The sequence below is a fragment of the Flavicella sp. IMCC45537 genome (assembly GCF_057197705.1).
Map to the genome: position 1 here is coordinate 240702 of NZ_CM170067.1, position 17833 is coordinate 258534.

Genomic DNA, 17833 nt, shown 5'->3' on the forward strand with positions numbered 1-17833 from the left:
TTAAAATGCAATGATAAAATAAAAAAAATAATTACTTTCGAGTATGAAAAAATTGATCTTCATACTTTGGGTAATTTTACTTGGTTGCAATCCTATGGTTGGTCAAGAAGATTCTAAGTTTATTGATCTTTCTAAAACCACAAAATTCATAGATACCTTATTGATTGATAGGGATCTGAATAACTGGTCTGTACGTGCTCTGAGTAGTTTTAAGCAACAGCAATTTATTTTAAGACCTGCCGGGAACAGGTATACTTACCGTCCTAATAATCCTTATGGAGTTGGTTTGGGGGTTGGTACTAAAAAGTTGATTCTAGACTTCTCTTTTAATCTAAAGGCTTCTGAAGAAAATCCTACAGAGCGCTACGATATTTTATGGTCATTTTTTAAAAAGAATCATTTGGTTGATTTTTATTTTCAACACTATAGAGGTTTTGAAGTAAACGATGCATCAACGGGTGAAACTTTGTTTAGAGAGGATATCAGGTCTTTGTCAACTGCTATTAGATATATGTATATGTTTCATGAAGCGGAATATTCTATTGCATCTATGAAAACTGGATTAGTAACCGCGGAAAAATCTTCATTCTCATTAGGATTGGGTGGTTTTCTTTTATATAATAATCAAAGTGCTGATGAGTCAATTATTCCTATTCCAACTGATGGTGCTATTTTAACGGAGCCAGTGGAGAAGTTTCAAGGAACTGGATTGGGAGTAATGGTAGGATTTTCATCACTAATTGTTTTGCCTCATAATTTCTTTTTGTCCTTAAATGCAGCACCTGGTATTGGTTTGATGAGTAAATATGTGACTACCAATGATGCTGGGTATCAGCCAAAACAACCCGTTATTCATCAATTAGGTTTGTCTATGATGTTAGGTTATAATGCGGATCAATATTATGTTAACTTAGCCATTTCCAATGGTTATTATACTACTGACTATAATATTGGGGATGATGTAATCTTTGGGTATCTAAATGCTAAGTTGGCTTTTGGTTATAAGTTAAAGGGGAAAATTAAAAAGAATTGGAAAAAATAATATTTATGTTGAAGCTTAATAAGATTAGCTTGTTACTAGTGATGTGTATGATGCAAATAGGAAACTTATCAAGTCAAGAAAATATAATTGCATTATGGAATGACGGAATCCCTAATTCAAAAAAATCAGATGAGGTTGAAACCTATCCGACTGCTAAATCCGGTATTTTTAAGATTTCTCAAATTCAAAATCCGACCCTTGAGGTATTTGAACCTGCGAAACCAAATAAAAAAGGAAAAGCTGTTATTATTTGTCCTGGTGGGGGGTATCATAGTGTAGCTTATGATTGGGAAGGAACAGATGTTGCGAAATGGTTAAATTCTATTGGTATAACTGCCTTTGTTCTGAAATATAGAATGCCAAATTCTGCATCTGTAAAAGTATCGTATGAAGCTCCGTTGCAAGATGCTCAAAGAGCAATGCGATTGGTGCGTAGAAATGCTGAAAAATACGGTATACAGAAAGATCAAATTGGAATTATGGGATTTTCTGCTGGAGGACATTTAGCTTCTACTTTGGGAACTCAATTCAACGCACCCAATAATTTTAAGGAATCAGTTTTAGAGAGTGTTTCTGCAAGACCCGATTTTATGATTTTAGTGTATCCAGTAGTTACCATGCAGGATGATTATACTCATAAGGGATCAAGAAGTTCTTTGCTTGGTAAAATGCCAAGTAAAAAATTGATGACACAATTTTCAAACGAGCTGCAAGTAACCACCGAAACGCCTCAGACATTTATAGTGCACTCATCAGATGATAAGGCAGTTCCTGTTGAGAATAGTTTACAGTTGTATCAGAGTTTAAAGCAGCATCATGTCAAAACAGAGATGCATATTTACCCATATGGAGGACATGGTTTTGCTATGGCGATAGACAAAGGTAGGTTAGAAACTTGGAAAGATAGATTGGAAGACTGGTTGTCTGAATTAAATTAAGATTTTTTCTGTTTGTGATATGCTTCCAAAACAGTTTTTCTACCAATTGTTTTCGTAATAATATCGTTTTCAAGATTCCATCCACGAGCAGGAGAGTAGTCTCGTCCGTACCAAATGATTTGTAAATGTAAGTCGTTCCAAAGTTCTTTTGGAAATAATCTTTTTGCATCCTTTTCGGTTTGAACAACATTTTTTCCATTGCTTAGATTCCAGCGGTACATCAAGCGATGAATATGGGTGTCTACCGCAAAAGCTGGAATGTTAAAAGCTTGACTAAGTACCACACTTGCCGTTTTGTGGCCAACAGCAGGTAGTTCTTCCAAATCTTTAAAATTAGATGGAACTTCTCCGTTATGCTTTTCAATTAATATTTTCGAGAGGCCATGTATTCCTTTAGATTTCATTGGAGATAAGCCGCAAGGTCTGATAATCTCTTTAATTTCATCAACAGACATTTTAACCATGTCATACGGATTGTCTGCTTTTGCAAAAAGAAGCGGCGTGATTTTATTTACCCTTACATCCGTACATTGTGCCGAGAGTAAAACAGCAACTAGCAAAGTATAAGGGTCTTTATGATCTAATGGAATAGGAATTTCGGGATATAATTCTTCAAGTTTATCTATTACAAATTGAACTTTTTCTTGCTTTGTCATGTGATTGATTTGAGAGGATAAAAATACAAAACATACTTGTATGATGCATGTTTTAGCGCTTTAGAATTTAGAGTAAGTTTAGGGTTTTAAGTTTTGTATTTGTGCCTATTACTTTATAACTTCGGTACTTTAAAACAAAGACAAATAAGATTATGACAACATTAAAAATAGGGGATAAGGCCCCAAGTTTTGAGGCTTTAGATAATGCAGGAAACACTGTTAAATTAGAGGATTACTCTGGTAAAAAGTTAGTGTTGTTCTTTTATCCTAAAGCGAGTACTCCGGGATGCACTGCTGAAGCTTGTGATTTGAGAGATAACTATCAAACATTTTTAGCCAAAGGTTATGATGTGTTAGGTGTAAGCGCAGATTCGGCAAAAAGGCAGCAAAATTGGATCAATAAGCATGAATTGCCATTTCCTTTATTGGCTGATGAAGATAAATCAGTGATTGAGGCTTTTGGGGTTTGGGGACCTAAAAAGTTTATGGGGCGTGAATATGATGGGATTCACAGAACTACTTTTGTAATTGATGAAAATGGAATTATAGAAGATGTTATCTTAAAAGTAAAAACAAAAGCTCATGCAGAGCAAATTTTATCTGAATGATATTAAAACTTCATGGCCAGTCGAGCATTTATTACTCTGCTGGTCATGTAATTAGGGACACCATATGCTTGCTTAGTATAAGCGTCTCTAACCCAGGTGTTGGTATTGGAATTCTGAATATCAAAAATATTAAAGATTTCAATTCCTACGTTTAAATCTTCGAAACTACTTAGAAAACCAGTTTTATAAGTTTTCTTTTGGTCTACAATAATATAAGAGAAGCCAACATCAGCACGTTTGTACGAAGGCAATCTAGATTGATATTCATAAGGATCACTGTAAGAAGGTGATCCTCCAGGAAGACCTGAATTGTACACCATGTTTAGATATACTTTTAAATCTGGTACACTTGGTACATAGTCTTGAAATAAAATTCCGAGTTTGAATCGTTGATCTGTTGGTCTCGCAATTTCACCTCTACCATCAATATTTTCTTTGGTACTTAATATCCCCATGCTAATCCAACTTTCATTTCCTGGCACAAATTCACCATTTAATCTAAAGTCAATTCCAATAGCATTTGCTGTAGTTACGTTGTCTGCTCTATATCTAATTCTTACATTGTCAACAGAGTAGGCGTTAACATCACTTAGTCTTTTGGTGTATGCCTCTGTGGTAAATTTAAAGGGTCTGTTCCACATTAAAAAGCTGTATTCGTTTCCTACTACAAAATGAATAGATTGCTGTGCCTTTACATTTTTTACAATTTGTCCTTCATAGTTTTTAAGTTCCTTGTACATTGGGGGTTGATGATACCATCCTCCGGAAACTCTAAATAGCATATCTTTTTCCCAATTAGGTTTGATAGAAAATTGTCCTCTTGGACTAAAAGTAAATTGTGTTTCGGATGTGAAATTATCCGAGTTTACATTCCAAAATTGACTACGTACCCCAAAATTATACCATACTTGATTTTCTTTCCATTCAGATTGTTTACTCCATTGCGCGTATGCAAATAATCTATTAATAGTAACATTGTTTAAAGCTCTTATGGATCTATATGGTTCAATCGGACCTGTATAAGGTTCTGCAGGTTGATTGTTAGGTACCTGATTTTCTAGTGGTCTGATAGAGAAACCAGTAGAGTCAATAATTTCCCACTCGTTAATACTTTCTCTTATATTTTCCTTTTGAAGCTTCATTCCCAATTCATAGTAATTGTCATCTTCTCTGGTAGAAAGTTTTAATTGAATGTTCTGGATTAAGGCATCTAATTCATTTCTGGAGTGGTTTATTTGTCCACCAATTCCTTCACTGTATTCTGTTTCACCAAAATTAGGAGAATCTATATCTCCATTTGTTTGATTAAGAGAATAGGCTCCTATAATATCAAAATACTCTTCTTCTTGTGTATTGTATATAGATGAGGTAATTGTTAATTTTAGGTCGTCGGCATGTCTATAAGTAGCATTTAAAGCACCAAAATAGGTTCTGAAGGTATCGTTTTCATTACCTTGGTAAACGACTACTAATTCCAAAGGGTTGGTGATGGTACCAAAAGTTGTCCTTCTTGTCAACGGTTGGTAGTTGTATTTATTTACCGATATATTACCAAGAAAATCTAAGGTCCATTTTTTTGATAATTTATAAGATAAAAAGGTTTGCACATCAGCAAATTGTGGTTTGTAATTTGTTTCTGTGTCCTTTGTATTAACTAGAAGTGAATTATCTCTGTATCTAAAGCTTGTAATGGTTGAAAGTTTATTTTCAGCAAATCTACCTTCAAATGTAGCACTTCCGCCCATCATATCAAGTTCAATGGTGGTGGCTGTTTTAGTTGGTTTTCTGTAGGTAATATCTAAAACCGACGATAGTCTATCACCGTATTTAGCCTGAAATCCACCTGCAGAGAAATTAATGTTTTGGATCATTTCCGTATTTACAAAACTTAGACCTTCTTGTTGCCCGGATCGAACGAGAAAAGGTCTGTATATTTCAATTCCATTAACATAAACAAGATTTTCATCAAAGTTACCTCCTCGCACATTGTATTGTGTACTCAATTCGTTGTTATTACTAACACCAGCGAAGGTCATTAAAAGATTTTCCACACCTGGATTAGCACCAGGTAGTTTTTTTACTTTTTCTTTTTTGATCGTTGTAAAACCTTCAACGGCTTTTCTTTTGTCTTGAATAGTTACCTCGTTAATTTCTTCTGTTTTTAAGGTAAGGATAGGAGAAAAACGATATGTTTTGTTTTTAGGGATTTTTACACGTTTGTAGAAATCATTATAACTAATATGGCTAAATTCTAAAATTATTTCAGCTTTTGCAGGGATGGTAATTATGTATTCACCTTTGCTATTAGAAGTTGTTCCACTTGTGGAATTCGTAAAAGTAATATTTACGCCTTCAATAGGCTTTCTTTTAGTGTCACGTATATATCCCTTTACAGTTGCCGTTTGGGCAAACATTGGCATGCTACATAATAGAAATTTTATTAAATATGTAAATTTTGTATTCAAGTAAAGCGTCTCGTTATTTTATTTGAAATGTGGAGGTAAATGTACGGGTATTTCCAACGTTATCCATAGCGATTAAATTAAATGTATGGCTCCCATTTGTTAGATTTAAATCATTAAAGTCAAAAGTAAGTTTATTTGTCTTAACATTCAACTCCATGCGTATCCATTTACCATCTATTTCACCTCGATATTTTTTTAAGCCAGATTCTTTGTCATAAACCTTTATACTAAAATAATGATATTTTGATAAATTTTGGTTTTTGTAAAAACTACATTTTTCAATAGTTGGTGGTATTTTGTCGGAATGAAGCGTAAATGAACCAAGTGATCTAGTACTTGTGGAGAATACGCTGTCATTTTTTGTTGTATTACAATAATTATAGTATTTGTTTTTTACAACACTGGCAATATACATTTTGTCTTTTTCTTCTTTTGAAAAATTACGAACATCAAAAGAGATGTAATAATTTTTATGTAACGGAACAACAGGTTTATGGATAGAAATGACAGAGTCTTTTTCTTTGATATCTAAATACATGTTGTCATAGAAAACATTCTTAGGGAACTTAAGTTTTACGTCATTTATTTGAAATACATTCTCTTGATTTTTATGGATGTAATAATTTGTATTTGCCGTTTTATCTGTTAGGGTAGGAGCAGATTTGATACCTTTTATTGGAATCGTAAGTTCACTGATGTTACCAACAAAATCAGATACACGTATTTGAACCTGATAACTTTTACCATTTTCAATATTTATTTTTCCAGTACCTAGTTTTCTATTATAAGTGCTTAATTTGTTTTCATGATGAATGTGTGTACGCTGGTATTTTCTTTTGTGTTCACCGTAATATGGGTAGTCGATAAGAAGATTTATGTATTTAGACTCATCAAAGGAAAAAGTTTCAACTTTGTGTTCGAAATTTTTGATTCCGTTTACATACATTTCAAGTTTATAGATACCATTTTTATTAAGAGCACCATCTTGTTGGTCATAGGTGTTTAGAGAAAAGCCTATGGTACCATAAGCTTTGACTTCACTTGCTATGTATGTGCCGGATGCCATATGTTTAAAATTTATGGGGATGGCTAGGTTACTAGCGTTTACTGAGGAAGAATCTGTAAAGGAATAAGCTCTTAAATGGTTTATTCTTGGTCTTTTGGTGTCTTTCGGGACTAGCCCAAAATGCATTGGGTTGATTATTTTTTCAGTTTTAGTATTTCGAATTTCAAAATGTAAATGAGGAGCAATAAAACCGCCGGTACTTCCAGAATATGCTATGATTTCATCTTTTAGGATTGGTAATTTATCCTTTTTTGGGAATAATTGAATTTCTTCTTTTTCAAGACGGTATTGGTTTTTTCTCACATAATCTTCAATATTTTTATTGAATTTTTTTAGATGTGCATAGACCGTTGTATAGCCATTAGGATGTGTTATATAGAGTGCTTTTCCATAGCCCCAATTAGAAACTTTAATTCTTGAAACATAGCCAGGAGCAGAGGTGTGAATTTTTAATCCTTCTTTTTGTTGTGTTTTTAGGTCCATTCCAGAGTGGAAATGAGCCGTTCTTAATTCACCAAAGGTACCAGCTAATATAATTGGTATTTCTAAAGGGTTTCTGAAATAATCCTGTGGGTATTGCGTTTGAGCGATTGTCTTGTATATCGATAAAACTAAAATAAGAGTAAATAAAATGTTGTTTTTCAAGGGTGTTTTTTTTAGAGCTAAAATACCGTTTTACTAGAAAATATAAGAATGAAAAATTATAAAAAACACATGTAATGCAGTTCTGTTTACTCTCTGTATTTGAGTGTTTTATATGTGTAATCTAAAAATCTGTATGAAAATACGTAGAAATTGTTGCGTTTTAACTTTGGAATGTTAACTTTGTAGAGATAGTTTTCGTAATTCGCACTTATGAGTATAAATTTGGAATCTGTTGATTTATTGGAAAGTAAGTTAACTACATTAGTAGAAAGATATACTTTTTTAAAAGAAGAAAATGATATTCTAATTTCCAATATTAACAAATTACAAAATTTGGTTTCTCAATTAGAAGATAAGTATAATGAGGAGCAGGAAAAATATAGGTTGCTAAAAATTGCAAAAACTATTGAAGGTAGTAGAACCGATAGCAGAGAAACAAAAAACAAAATAAATACTTTGATTCGTGAAATTGACAAGTGTATTGTTAAATTGAATCAATGAGTTCATTAAAATGGCGGAAAAAGTTAAAATCAATGTTGTGATTGGCGGTAGAACTTATCCTTTGCATGTAAACACTGCAAAAGAGGAAGAGGGTACTAGAAAAGCTGCTGATAAAATAAACAACTTAATTTTAAAATTTGAAGAAAATTATGCCGTTAGTGATAAGCAAGACGTATTAGCCATGTGTGCTTTACAATTTGCTTCTCAACTTGAGATAACAAATATTGTAGATCAAGAAAATGAACAAAAAGCTAAAGAGAAAATTGAAAAAATGCATGATATTTTAGATGCAAATTTGAGATGATCTCTTGAATAAGAGAATACTACCTACATTAGTTAATGTTTGATAAACTCAACGCAATTCCATTAAAAAGGATGAGTCTTAGTTGTAAAAGCGTGTCGATTCGATCGAATACTTGAGCCTCTAGTTAGTCCTAAACTTGTTATTTGGGAGTTTATATAAACCAACTGATGTAGGTTTTTTTATATATATAATTAAATTAAATGGAAACAACAACGATAGTAGTAGTAGCGATAGGAGCTGGTGTTGGTCTGGTAATTGGGCTTTTGATAAGCAATATCTTGCAAAAGCGAAAAGGATCATCAATAATAAAATCGGCGAAAAGAACCGCTTCAAATAGAGTAAAATCAGCACATAAAGAGGCTGAGGCTATTAAAAAAGATAAAATTTTACAAGCGAAAGAACGATTTATTGAATTGAAGGCTGAACACGAGAAAGTGGTTCAGGCAAGAGAAAAGAAAGTTGTTGATGTAGAAAAAAGAATTAGAGATAAGGAATCTCAGTTGGCATCGGAAATTGATAAAAATCGAAGATCTAACAAAGAATTAGATGCCAAACAAAAAGATTATGATTACAAACTTGAGTTTTTAGACAAAAAACAGCTCGAGGTTGAAAAGATTCACAAGAGGCAGGTAGAACAATTAGAAGTAATGTCTGGTTTGTCTGCAGAGGATGCGAAGGCTGAGCTGATCAAATCGTTGAAAGATGAGGCTAAGTCTGATGCTATGTCTTACGTTCAAGATATTCTAGAGGAAGCAAAGCTTACTGCAGAGCAAGATGCTAGAAAAATTATTTTAAATACCATTCAACGAGTAGGGGTAGAGCAATCTATTGAAAATTGTGTGTCTGTTTTTAATTTAGAATCAGACGATGTTAAAGGTAGAATTATTGGTAGAGAAGGTAGAAATATTAGAGCTATTGAGGCAGCTACTGGAGTAGAGATTATTGTTGACGATACACCTGAGGCAATTATTTTATCTTGTTTCGATCCGGTAAGGAGAGAGGTAGCAAGATTGTCATTACATAATTTAGTGACGGATGGTAGAATTCATCCAGCTAGGATTGAAGAAGTTGTTAAGAAAACAGAGAAACAAATAAATCAAGAAATTGTTGAGGTTGGAAAACGTACGGTAATAGATTTAGGAATTCATGGTTTACATCCAGAATTGATAAAAACGGTGGGTAGAATGAAATTCCGTTCTTCTTATGGGCAGAACTTATTACAGCACTCTAGAGAGGTAGCAAACCTATGTGCCTTGATGGCAACAGAGTTGGGGTTAAATCCAAAGATAGCCAAGAGAGCAGGATTGTTGCATGATATAGGTAAAGTGCCTGATACGGAGACAGAATTGCCACATGCTTTGTTAGGTATGCAATGGGCTGAAAAATATGGAGAGAAACCGGACGTTTGTAATGCAATTGGAGCTCACCATGATGAGATTGAAATGAAAACATTATACGCACCAATTGTTCAGGTCTGTGATGCAATTTCTGGAGCAAGACCAGGAGCGAGAAGACAGGTGCTAGACTCGTATATTCAAAGGTTAAAGGATTTAGAAGATCTTGCCTTTGGTTTTTCAGGTGTTCAAAAAGCCTATGCCATTCAGGCTGGTAGAGAATTGCGTGTGTTGGTAGAAAGTTCAAAAGTGAATGACGAGAAAGCAGCGGAGCTTTCGTTTGGGATTTCACAGAAAATTCAGAATGATATGACTTATCCTGGACAAGTTAAAGTAACTGTAATTCGTGAAACAAGAGCAGTCAATGTAGCTAAATAATTAGGTTTACAAAAGCATAAAAAAACTCCTTAATTTAATTAAGGAGTTTTTTTATGCTTTATATATTATTTGTCTATTACTTTCGTATGTTTCTTACTCCATATACCAATGCAGATGCAGCTAAAAACAGAATACCACCATCTATAGGTAGACCTGGAGGAGGAGGAGGTGGTGGTGGCCCACCAGCAAACAACTCACCTGAATTTATAAGTACTAAACTTATAAATAATATGAATGGGGTATAGTTTTTCAAGTTATTTAATTTAAACAAAACGTATGCAATTTAGATTTATCTCTTTTCCTTAGTACAAAATTATCGTATTTCCTTACGAAATACTATTATTAAGTCTCAAATTACGAGGGAATGTCTAAATACTTAACATTTGTATACTGTAAATAACGTAATTTTATTTGAAATATTATAATGTTCGTAAAAAAATCATTTCATTATTTCAATAAAATCAGCTAACGTTTCGAAATTATTTCAGCAAGTAATTTTTTTGCTCTTAATAATTTCACTTTAATGTTGTTTAAAGGTTCATCTAATTCTTGAGAAATTTCTTTATATGATAACTCTTGGAAATATCTCAAATTTATGATTTGCTGATAATGTGGTTTTAGTTGTTTGATATATCTTAAAAGTTGTGCCAGATTTTGTTCAATAATTAATTGATCTTCAGGAGAGGGAGCTTCATCAGTGATATCATAAGAATCCTTTAAACCTGTATTGAGTGAGATTGTAGGAGTTTTAGATTTTCGATATTCGTCTATTTGAATATTTCTAGAAATGGTTATAATCCATGATTTAAAGCTATATTTTTCGTCAAACAGCTCTAGCTTGTCAAAGGCTTTGGAAAAGGTTTGAATGGTGATATCTTCAGCTTCATTTTCATTGCTCGTTTTGGCAAGTTGAAATCTATAGATATCATTCCAATAATGATTTAAAAGTGCTTTGTAGGAAGATTGTTCTCCATTTTTAGCTCTTTTAATATGAGTTAAAATATCGTTTTCCATATAACCTAGTTCATTTCCAGTTCTTTGGAGTAGAGATTGTGTTTTTTAAATATATGTATAATTGGGTGAAAATTAATGAGATTTCTAAAAAAGGAATCCAAAGAATGATATCGTGTTGTTTTAGTTTTTTTGAAAAGTAACCGAAAGAGACATATAAAATAATATATCGAAAAAGTAGAGGAATTAAGAGTAGTCTTATATCGGATACAAACGGAATTAGAATAAATGGTGATACTATTGTAAGGATTTGGGTAAGATAAAAGATACCTAATAACATTTTGTTCGAAGTTTTATAGAAACTTGCTGTTGAGATATGCCTTCTTTTTTGCAAAATCCAATCTTTAAAATTAGTTTTTGGTATGGAGACTGTGCTGCTGTCTATGGATAAAGAAATTCCAGTGTTTATATGATTAGCAACTTCATTAATAAATAAATCATCATCTCCTGATTTGATTTTAATATGTTTTATAAAACCGTTGACTTTGAAAAATTCTTTTTTGGTATAAGCTAGATTTCTGCCTACTCCCATGTATGGAATTCCTAGTTTAGCATAAGAGAAGTATTGTAAAGCGGTAAGTAGGGTTTCATATCTAATGATTTTGTTTAAAAAAGATGAATTAGTTTTTTCATATCCTCCATAGCCAAGAACAATAGATTTTTTTTCGGAAAATTTAGAAGCCATCTGTTCAATCCAATTTTCACTAGCAGGATAACAGTCGGCATCAGTAAATAATAAATGTTCGTATTTGGCAGCCTTAATACCTAATGTTAATGCGTATTTTTTATTTCCCCAAAAATTTTCACATTCTTCAACGTTTACAATTTTAATATTTAAATTTTCTTGTGAAAGTTCATGAATGACTTCGCCTGTGTTATCTGTAGAACGGTCATTTATAAGAACTAATTCAAACGATGCATTATATTTTTGATTAAGTATAAGCGGAACAAATTTCTTTAAATTGTCGGCTTCGTTTTTTGCACAAACAACAACAGAAATAGGAGGACTATTTCTGTTGTTATTCTGCTTAGCCTCCGATAGAGGAGTTAAAAATATAAGGTAATACAAACACTGTAAAACGATGACCACATAAAAAGCAATCAATAAATAATCAAGCATATTTATTTGTTTTCACAATCCTCTGGCATTTTACCACAAAATCCACAAGGTTCTCCTTTTTCATTAAAATTGGAGTTTTGACTAGCACAAGTTCCAGCAAATTTACCATCCTTTTTAGCCCATATTTTAATTGCAATTCCAGCAAAGGCAAGTGCAAGTAAAATAAATGTTATTATTGCTAATTTCATATAAAAAATATTTGTTGCAAAGATAATTAAATCTTCTTTAAGCAACTATTTTAGGGTTAAAAAGAGTACTGGTTTTCTTCAATCATTTTTTTTGCGATTCGCCTTCTTAGTTCAACAATATTTGGAAAATTACTGTATTTGGTAAAACGTTTTAATCCCATTAATAACATTTTTTGTTCATCTCCAGATGTAAACGAAATAATAGCTTCTTTTCCCTGCTTATTTATTTTTTCAACTGCATTATATAAGTTTAATTGAGCCATTGCTATTTGGGATTCGCATTCAGATTCTGATGTTTTTGATACTAGTTTTTCTGCTTTGAGAATTGTTGATTCTGCCATATATATATCAATCATAATATCTGAAGCAGCAGAAATAATTTGTTGTTGTGACTCTAGTTCCATACCAAATGTTTCAACTGCCTTACCTGCAATCATCAAAAAGGTTTTCTTTAACTTTTCAATAATTTCTTTTTCTTCTGAGAAAAGTATTGAATAATCAGGAGTATCAAAAGAAGGTATAGCCATTAAATCATTGGCAACAGCCATGGCAGGAGTAATTAAATCTAATTCTCCTTTGAACGCTTTTTTTAAGAGCATCCCTACACTTAATAGACGGTTAATTTCATTTGTTCCTTCGTATATTCTTCCAATTCTAGCATCCCTCCAGGCAGATTCCATAGGAGTGTCTTGTGAGAATCCCATACCTCCAAATACCTGTATTCCTTCATCCGTTACATATTGTGCAGTTTCGGAAGCATATACTTTTAGTAAGGCACATTCTATTGCATATTCTTCTACACCCTTAAGTTCTGCTTCTTGGTGCGTACTTCCTGATGCGATATATTCATCTATTTTATTTTGAATGTCCTTTGCAGCACGATAACTTCCAGATTCAGTGACAAAAGTTTTAGTAGCCATTTCAGCTAATTTATACTGGATGGCACCAAAACTAGAGATTGGGGTTTTAAATTGTTGTCTTTCATTTGCGTATTTAACAGCTTCGGTAGTTACCCTTCTACAAGCATCTAAGCAGGCTGCAGCTAATTTTATTCTTCCAACATTTAATGAGTTTAAGGCAATCTTAAAACCTTTGCCTCTTTCTGAAAGCATATTTTCTACTGGTACCATAGTATCATTGTAAAATACCTGACGGGTAGAGGAGGCCTTGATTCCTAATTTGTGTTCTTCTTCACCTAAGGTGATACCATTAGGGTTTTCTGAATCATATTCAACAATAAAAGCGGTAATGTTTTTGTCGTCTTCAATTCGAGCGAAAACAATCATTAAGCTACAGAAACCGGCATTGGAAATCCACATTTTTTGCCCATTTATTTTATAGTGCTTACCATCTTCGGATAAAACAGCCTTCGTTTTTCCGGAGTTTGCATCACTACCAGCACCAGGTTCTGTTAAACAATAGGATCCAAACCATTCTCCACTAGCCAGCTTGGGTACATATTTTTGTTTTTGTTCTTCAGTTCCATAAAGTAATATGGGCATTGTCCCAATCCCAGTATGTGCGCCATAAGCAGTTGCTAATGAACCACTAGATCCAGAAATATAATCACAAACTAACATAGTAGAAATAAAGCCCATTCCCATTCCTCCATATTGCTCAGGCACTGAAATACTTAAAAGGCCCATTTCAGCAGCTTTTTTCATTATTTCTTCCGTAAAAGCATAGTCGGATTTTTCAAACCTTTCTTTATGTGGCCAAACTTCCTTGTCAATAAATTCTTTGACAGATTCTTTCATCATTTGTTGTTCCTCAGAAAAATCCTCAGTGATAAATATATCTGCTGCTTTTGTTGTTTTTAATAAAAACTCTCCTCCTTTTATTGTACCCATGGTTTATGTTTTGTTTAGTTTGTAATTCAGTTTATTTTAAGAACTCATATACTCCAGCAGCTCCTTGTCCTGTTCCAACACACATGGTAACCATACCATATTTGTTTTTCCTTCTTCTCATTTCATTAAAAAGCTGCACAGATAATTTGGCTCCTGTACATCCTAATGGATGTCCAAGTGAAATGGCACCTCCATTTACATTCACGATATCCTGGTTTAGTCCAAGTTCTCTAATAACTGCCAATGACTGTGAAGCAAAAGCTTCATTTAATTCAATAAGGTCAATATCATTCAAATTTAAACCAGCTCTATCCAAAGCCTTAGGAATAGCCTTAACAGGACCAATTCCCATTATTTTCGGAGGAACTCCAGCTACTGCAAAAGAAACCATTCTTGCAATAGGTTCTAAATTCAGTTCTTTAACCATTGCTTCACTCATTACTAAAACAAAGGCTGCTCCATCACTCATTTGTGAGGAGTTTCCTGCGGTAACACTTCCATCCGCAGCAAAAACAGGTCTTAATTTAGAGAGGGCTTCCTTTGAGGTACCTCGTCTAGGGCCTTCATCTGTTTTGACTTCATAACTCTTGGTTTGTTTTTTTCCGGATTCATCAATGAATATTTCTTCTATATTTATAGGAACAATATCATCCTCAAAGATGTTGTTATCCAAGGCATTTAATGCTTTTTGATGAGAATTGAATGCAAATTCATCTTGATCTTCACGTGAGACTTTAAATTGATGAGCGACAGCTTCTGCTGTTAAACCCATTCCCCAATAATAATCTTCATGCCCTTCTGCCGCTGCTTTGTAGTTGGGTACCGGTCTATATCCTCCCATCGGTATGTAACTCATACTTTCTACACCTCCAGCTATTATGCAGTCTGCCATTCCAGATTGGATTTTTGCAGCAGCAATACTAATAGTTTCTAAACCAGAGGCACAGTATCTATTTACTGTCATTCCTGCAACGGTATCAATTTTTAAACCCATTAAGGAAACTAAACGTCCCATATTAAGGCCTTGTTCTGCTTCTGGCATTGCATTTCCTACAATTACATCATCAATTCTAGATTTATCGAGTTCCGGTGTGTTTTTTAATAGATGTTCTATGGTTTCAGCAGCCAATTCATCTGGTCTTTTAAAACGGAAAAGTCCTTTTGGTGCTTTTCCCACGGCCGTTCTGTATCCTTGTACTATATATGCTGTTTTCATTTTTTTTAGTTTTTTAATGATTGGAAGGTTCCGTGAATTAGTTTCTTAATGGTTTTCCTGTTTTTAAAGTATGTTGGATTCTTTCTAAAGTTTTTCTTTCGCCTAGAAGGGACAGAATTGCTTCTCGTTCTAAATCCAATAAATATTGTTCACTTACGTAATTCGGTTCAGATAAATCTCCACCTGCCATGATGTACCCAAGTTTATTTGCGATTTTTTTATCATGCTCTGAGGCATAATGCCCTTTTTCTAAACTATCGGTTCCAACTCTGAACATTCCCAAAACTTGTTGTCCTAAAACTTTCACCTTTTTAGGAGTCGGTTGCGTATAACCATCTTCTAACATTTGAAGAGCATATCTTTTTGCTGTTGCGATTTGTCTTTGTTCATTCACTACCACCATATCTTTGCCTTTTTGATAAAATCCGAGATCAAAAGCTTCATGTGCAGAAGTAGCCACTTTAGCCATTGCTATATTTATGAAACTATCTCTGAGGCGGTTTAACTTCACATCATCTTTTAAAAACTCTTCAGATGCTCTTAAAGTCATTTCTTTGGTACCGGCTCCTGCCGGAATAATTCCTACACCAAACTCGACAAGTCCAGTATATGTTTCCGCAGCTGCAATTACCTTGTCTACATGCATGCTCATTTCACAGGCTCCTCCAAAGGTCATCCCTCTCGGCGTTAATAAGGTAGGAACGGAAGAGTATCTTAGTCTCATTACAGTATCTTGGAATAGTTTAGTTGCCATGTTTAATTCATCATACTCTTGTTCTATGGCTAATAAAAATGCCATTGCTAGATTTGCTCCAACAGAAAAATTGGCAGCTTGATTTCCTAAAATAACAGCTTCATACTCTTGTTCAGCAAGATCAATTCCTTTGTTGATGGCTTGTAAAACACCACCTCCGATCGTGTTCATTTTAGATTGGAATTCTACATTCAGAATTCCATCGCCTAAATGCTGGATGGAAGCTTCTTTATTAGACCATATAGTACTGTTTTCTCTAATATGATTTAAAATGATAAATGAATCTTGTCCGGGTTTCTTTTTGTTTTGTTGGGATGGAATATCATAATAATTCTCGATTCCATTAGTCACAGAATAGAAAGATTTTTGTCCTCCTTTGAGCATTTCTGCTACCCAATTATTTAATTGTAGTCCTTCCTTTTCAATTAATTCGATCCCTTTTTCGACACCGATAGCATCCCAAATTTGAAAAGGACCATGTTCCCAACCGAATCCAGCTTTCATGGCATCGTCAATTCTAAATAGCTCATCTGAAATTTCAGGAATTCTATTAGCACTGTAAGCAAACAAAGCGGCAAATGTTTTTCTATAAAACTCAGCAGCCTTATCCTTTCCTTTTATCAATACAGCAAAACGATCAATCACATTGGAAATAGATTTTGTAGAATCTAAAGTGTTGAATTTAATTTTCTGTGCAAGCGAATATTCAAAGGTATCTAAGTTTAATGCATGAATTTCTTTTTTGCCTTTTTCAGAAATCACTTTTTTGTAAAAACCTTGTTTGCTTTTATTTCCTAGCCATTGGTTTTCCATTAATTTCTTTACAAAATCAGGTAATTCAAATAGATCATGAGCTTCATCTGTTGGGCAATTTTTATGTAGACCTTCTGCTACATGAACAAGGGTGTCTAAACCGACTACATCCACAGTTCTAAAGGTAGCAGACTTTGGACGTCCAATAACGGGACCAGTTAATTTGTCTACTTCTTCTACAGTCAATCCAAGTTCTTTTACAATGTGAAAAAGACTCATAATTCCAAATATTCCTATTCGGTTTCCAATGAAGGCTGGAGTATCTTTGGCTAAAACAGAGGTTTTCCCTAAAAATTGTTCTCCATATCCCATTAAAAAATCAATAATTTCTGGTTTGCAGGATGGCCCTGGTACCACTTCAAACAATTTTAAATATCTAGGTGGATTGAAGAAATGAGTGACCGCAAAATGATTCTGAAAATCTTCGCTACGACCCTCATTCATAAAACTGATGGGAATCCCAGACGTGTTTGAACTTATAATTGTACCAGGTGTCCTGTGCTTTTCAATTAATTCAAATACCTTTTGCTTGATATCCAAACGCTCAACAACAACTTCTATGATCCAATCCACAGAGGCTATTTTTGAAATATCATCTTGCAAGTTTCCTGTTTTTATTCTTGAGGCGAACTCTTTTTTATAAATAGGAGAGGGTTTTGATTTTAATGAGGTTGATAGGCTATGATTAACAATTCGGTTTCTAACAACTTTAGACTCAAGCGTAAGCCCTTGCGACTTTTCTTTTTCGTTCAATTCTTTTGGAACAATGTCTAATAAAAGTACTTCTACCCCTATATTGGCAAAGTGGCATGCGATTCCAGACCCCATGATTCCTGAGCCAATAACGGCAATCTTTTTAATGTGCTTTTTCATTTGATTGAGTT

The 17833-nt window shown here is 33.7% G+C and carries 16 protein-coding genes and 1 other RNA gene; 7 read left to right on the forward strand and 10 right to left on the reverse strand.

Annotated features, from left to right (window positions below; translation table 11 throughout):
* The first annotated feature begins 43 nt into the window (after positions 1-43).
* Positions 44-1042, forward strand: coding sequence for a DUF4421 family protein (locus AC2DGP_RS01090; RefSeq protein WP_484491186.1), 999 nt, complete (start codon positions 44-46; stop codon positions 1040-1042).
* A gap of 5 nt (positions 1043-1047) precedes the next feature.
* Entirely contained in the window at positions 1048-1980 is a 933-nt protein-coding gene (locus tag AC2DGP_RS01095; protein ID WP_484491187.1) for an alpha/beta hydrolase, read from the forward strand.
* Here the strand turns inward: AC2DGP_RS01095 and nth are convergent.
* Positions 1977-2636, reverse strand: coding sequence for an endonuclease III (nth, locus tag AC2DGP_RS01100; RefSeq protein WP_484491188.1), 660 nt, complete (start codon positions 2634-2636; stop codon positions 1977-1979). The genes AC2DGP_RS01095 and nth overlap by 4 nt on opposite strands.
* 152 nt (positions 2637-2788) lie before the next feature.
* On the opposite strand from nth, the gene bcp reads away from it, so the two are divergent.
* Positions 2789-3244, forward strand: a complete 456-nt coding sequence (gene bcp, locus AC2DGP_RS01105) for a thioredoxin-dependent thiol peroxidase (protein WP_484491189.1) — start codon at positions 2789-2791, stop codon at positions 3242-3244.
* Between the two features lie 2 nt (positions 3245-3246).
* Here the strand turns inward: bcp and AC2DGP_RS01110 are convergent, their stop codons facing one another.
* Both AC2DGP_RS01110 and AC2DGP_RS01115 read right to left on the reverse strand, forming a co-directional pair.
* A complete protein-coding gene (locus tag AC2DGP_RS01110) occupies positions 3247-5664 on the reverse strand; it encodes a TonB-dependent receptor (RefSeq protein ID WP_484491190.1) in 2418 nt (805 codons plus the stop codon).
* Between the two features lie 58 nt (positions 5665-5722).
* On the reverse strand, positions 5723-7420 hold the full coding sequence (locus AC2DGP_RS01115) for a M23 family metallopeptidase (RefSeq protein ID WP_484491191.1): 1698 nt from the start codon (positions 7418-7420) through the stop codon (positions 5723-5725).
* 210 nt (positions 7421-7630) lie between these two features.
* Between AC2DGP_RS01115 and AC2DGP_RS01120 the strand changes: the two genes are divergently transcribed.
* From AC2DGP_RS01120 to rny, 4 genes are all read left to right on the forward strand, one after another.
* Positions 7631-7921, forward strand: coding sequence for a hypothetical protein (locus AC2DGP_RS01120; protein ID WP_484491192.1), 291 nt, complete (start codon positions 7631-7633; stop codon positions 7919-7921).
* 10 nt (positions 7922-7931) lie between these two features.
* Positions 7932-8225 (forward strand): cell division protein ZapA, encoded by a 294-nt coding sequence (locus tag AC2DGP_RS01125; protein WP_484491193.1) that lies wholly within the window; start codon positions 7932-7934, stop codon positions 8223-8225.
* Positions 8226-8271: 46 nt separating this feature from the next.
* Positions 8272-8378, forward strand: a non-coding RNA gene (gene ssrS / locus AC2DGP_RS01130) — 6S RNA.
* Positions 8379-8425: 47 nt separating this feature from the next.
* Positions 8426-9997 carry a ribonuclease Y gene (gene rny, locus AC2DGP_RS01135; protein ID WP_484491194.1) on the forward strand — a complete coding sequence of 524 codons (1572 nt, stop codon included), beginning with the start codon at positions 8426-8428 and terminating at the stop codon, positions 9995-9997.
* Between the two features lie 76 nt (positions 9998-10073).
* Here rny and AC2DGP_RS01140 read toward each other — a convergent pair whose 3' ends face one another.
* From AC2DGP_RS01140 to AC2DGP_RS01170, 7 genes are all read right to left on the reverse strand, one after another.
* Positions 10074-10268, reverse strand: a complete 195-nt coding sequence (locus AC2DGP_RS01140) for a PID-CTERM protein-sorting domain-containing protein (protein ID WP_484491195.1) — start codon at positions 10266-10268, stop codon at positions 10074-10076.
* Between the two features lie 194 nt (positions 10269-10462).
* Positions 10463-11011 carry an RNA polymerase sigma factor gene (locus tag AC2DGP_RS01145; RefSeq protein ID WP_484491196.1) on the reverse strand — a complete coding sequence of 183 codons (549 nt, stop codon included), beginning with the start codon at positions 11009-11011 and terminating at the stop codon, positions 10463-10465.
* A 10-nt stretch (positions 11012-11021) separates the two neighbouring features.
* Positions 11022-12128, reverse strand: coding sequence for a glycosyltransferase (locus AC2DGP_RS01150; protein WP_484491197.1), 1107 nt, complete (start codon positions 12126-12128; stop codon positions 11022-11024).
* Between the two features lie 2 nt (positions 12129-12130).
* Positions 12131-12316, reverse strand: a complete 186-nt coding sequence (locus tag AC2DGP_RS01155; RefSeq protein ID WP_300324913.1) for a membrane or secreted protein — start codon at positions 12314-12316, stop codon at positions 12131-12133.
* 56 nt (positions 12317-12372) lie between these two features.
* Entirely contained in the window at positions 12373-14166 is a 1794-nt protein-coding gene (locus AC2DGP_RS01160) for an acyl-CoA dehydrogenase family protein (protein WP_484491198.1), read from the reverse strand.
* A gap of 31 nt (positions 14167-14197) precedes the next feature.
* Positions 14198-15382 carry an acetyl-CoA C-acyltransferase gene (locus AC2DGP_RS01165; RefSeq protein ID WP_484491199.1) on the reverse strand — a complete coding sequence of 395 codons (1185 nt, stop codon included), beginning with the start codon at positions 15380-15382 and terminating at the stop codon, positions 14198-14200.
* Positions 15383-15419: 37 nt separating this feature from the next.
* Positions 15420-17822, reverse strand: a complete 2403-nt coding sequence (locus AC2DGP_RS01170; protein ID WP_484491200.1) for a 3-hydroxyacyl-CoA dehydrogenase/enoyl-CoA hydratase family protein — start codon at positions 17820-17822, stop codon at positions 15420-15422.
* Positions 17823-17833: the final 11 nt, after the last annotated feature.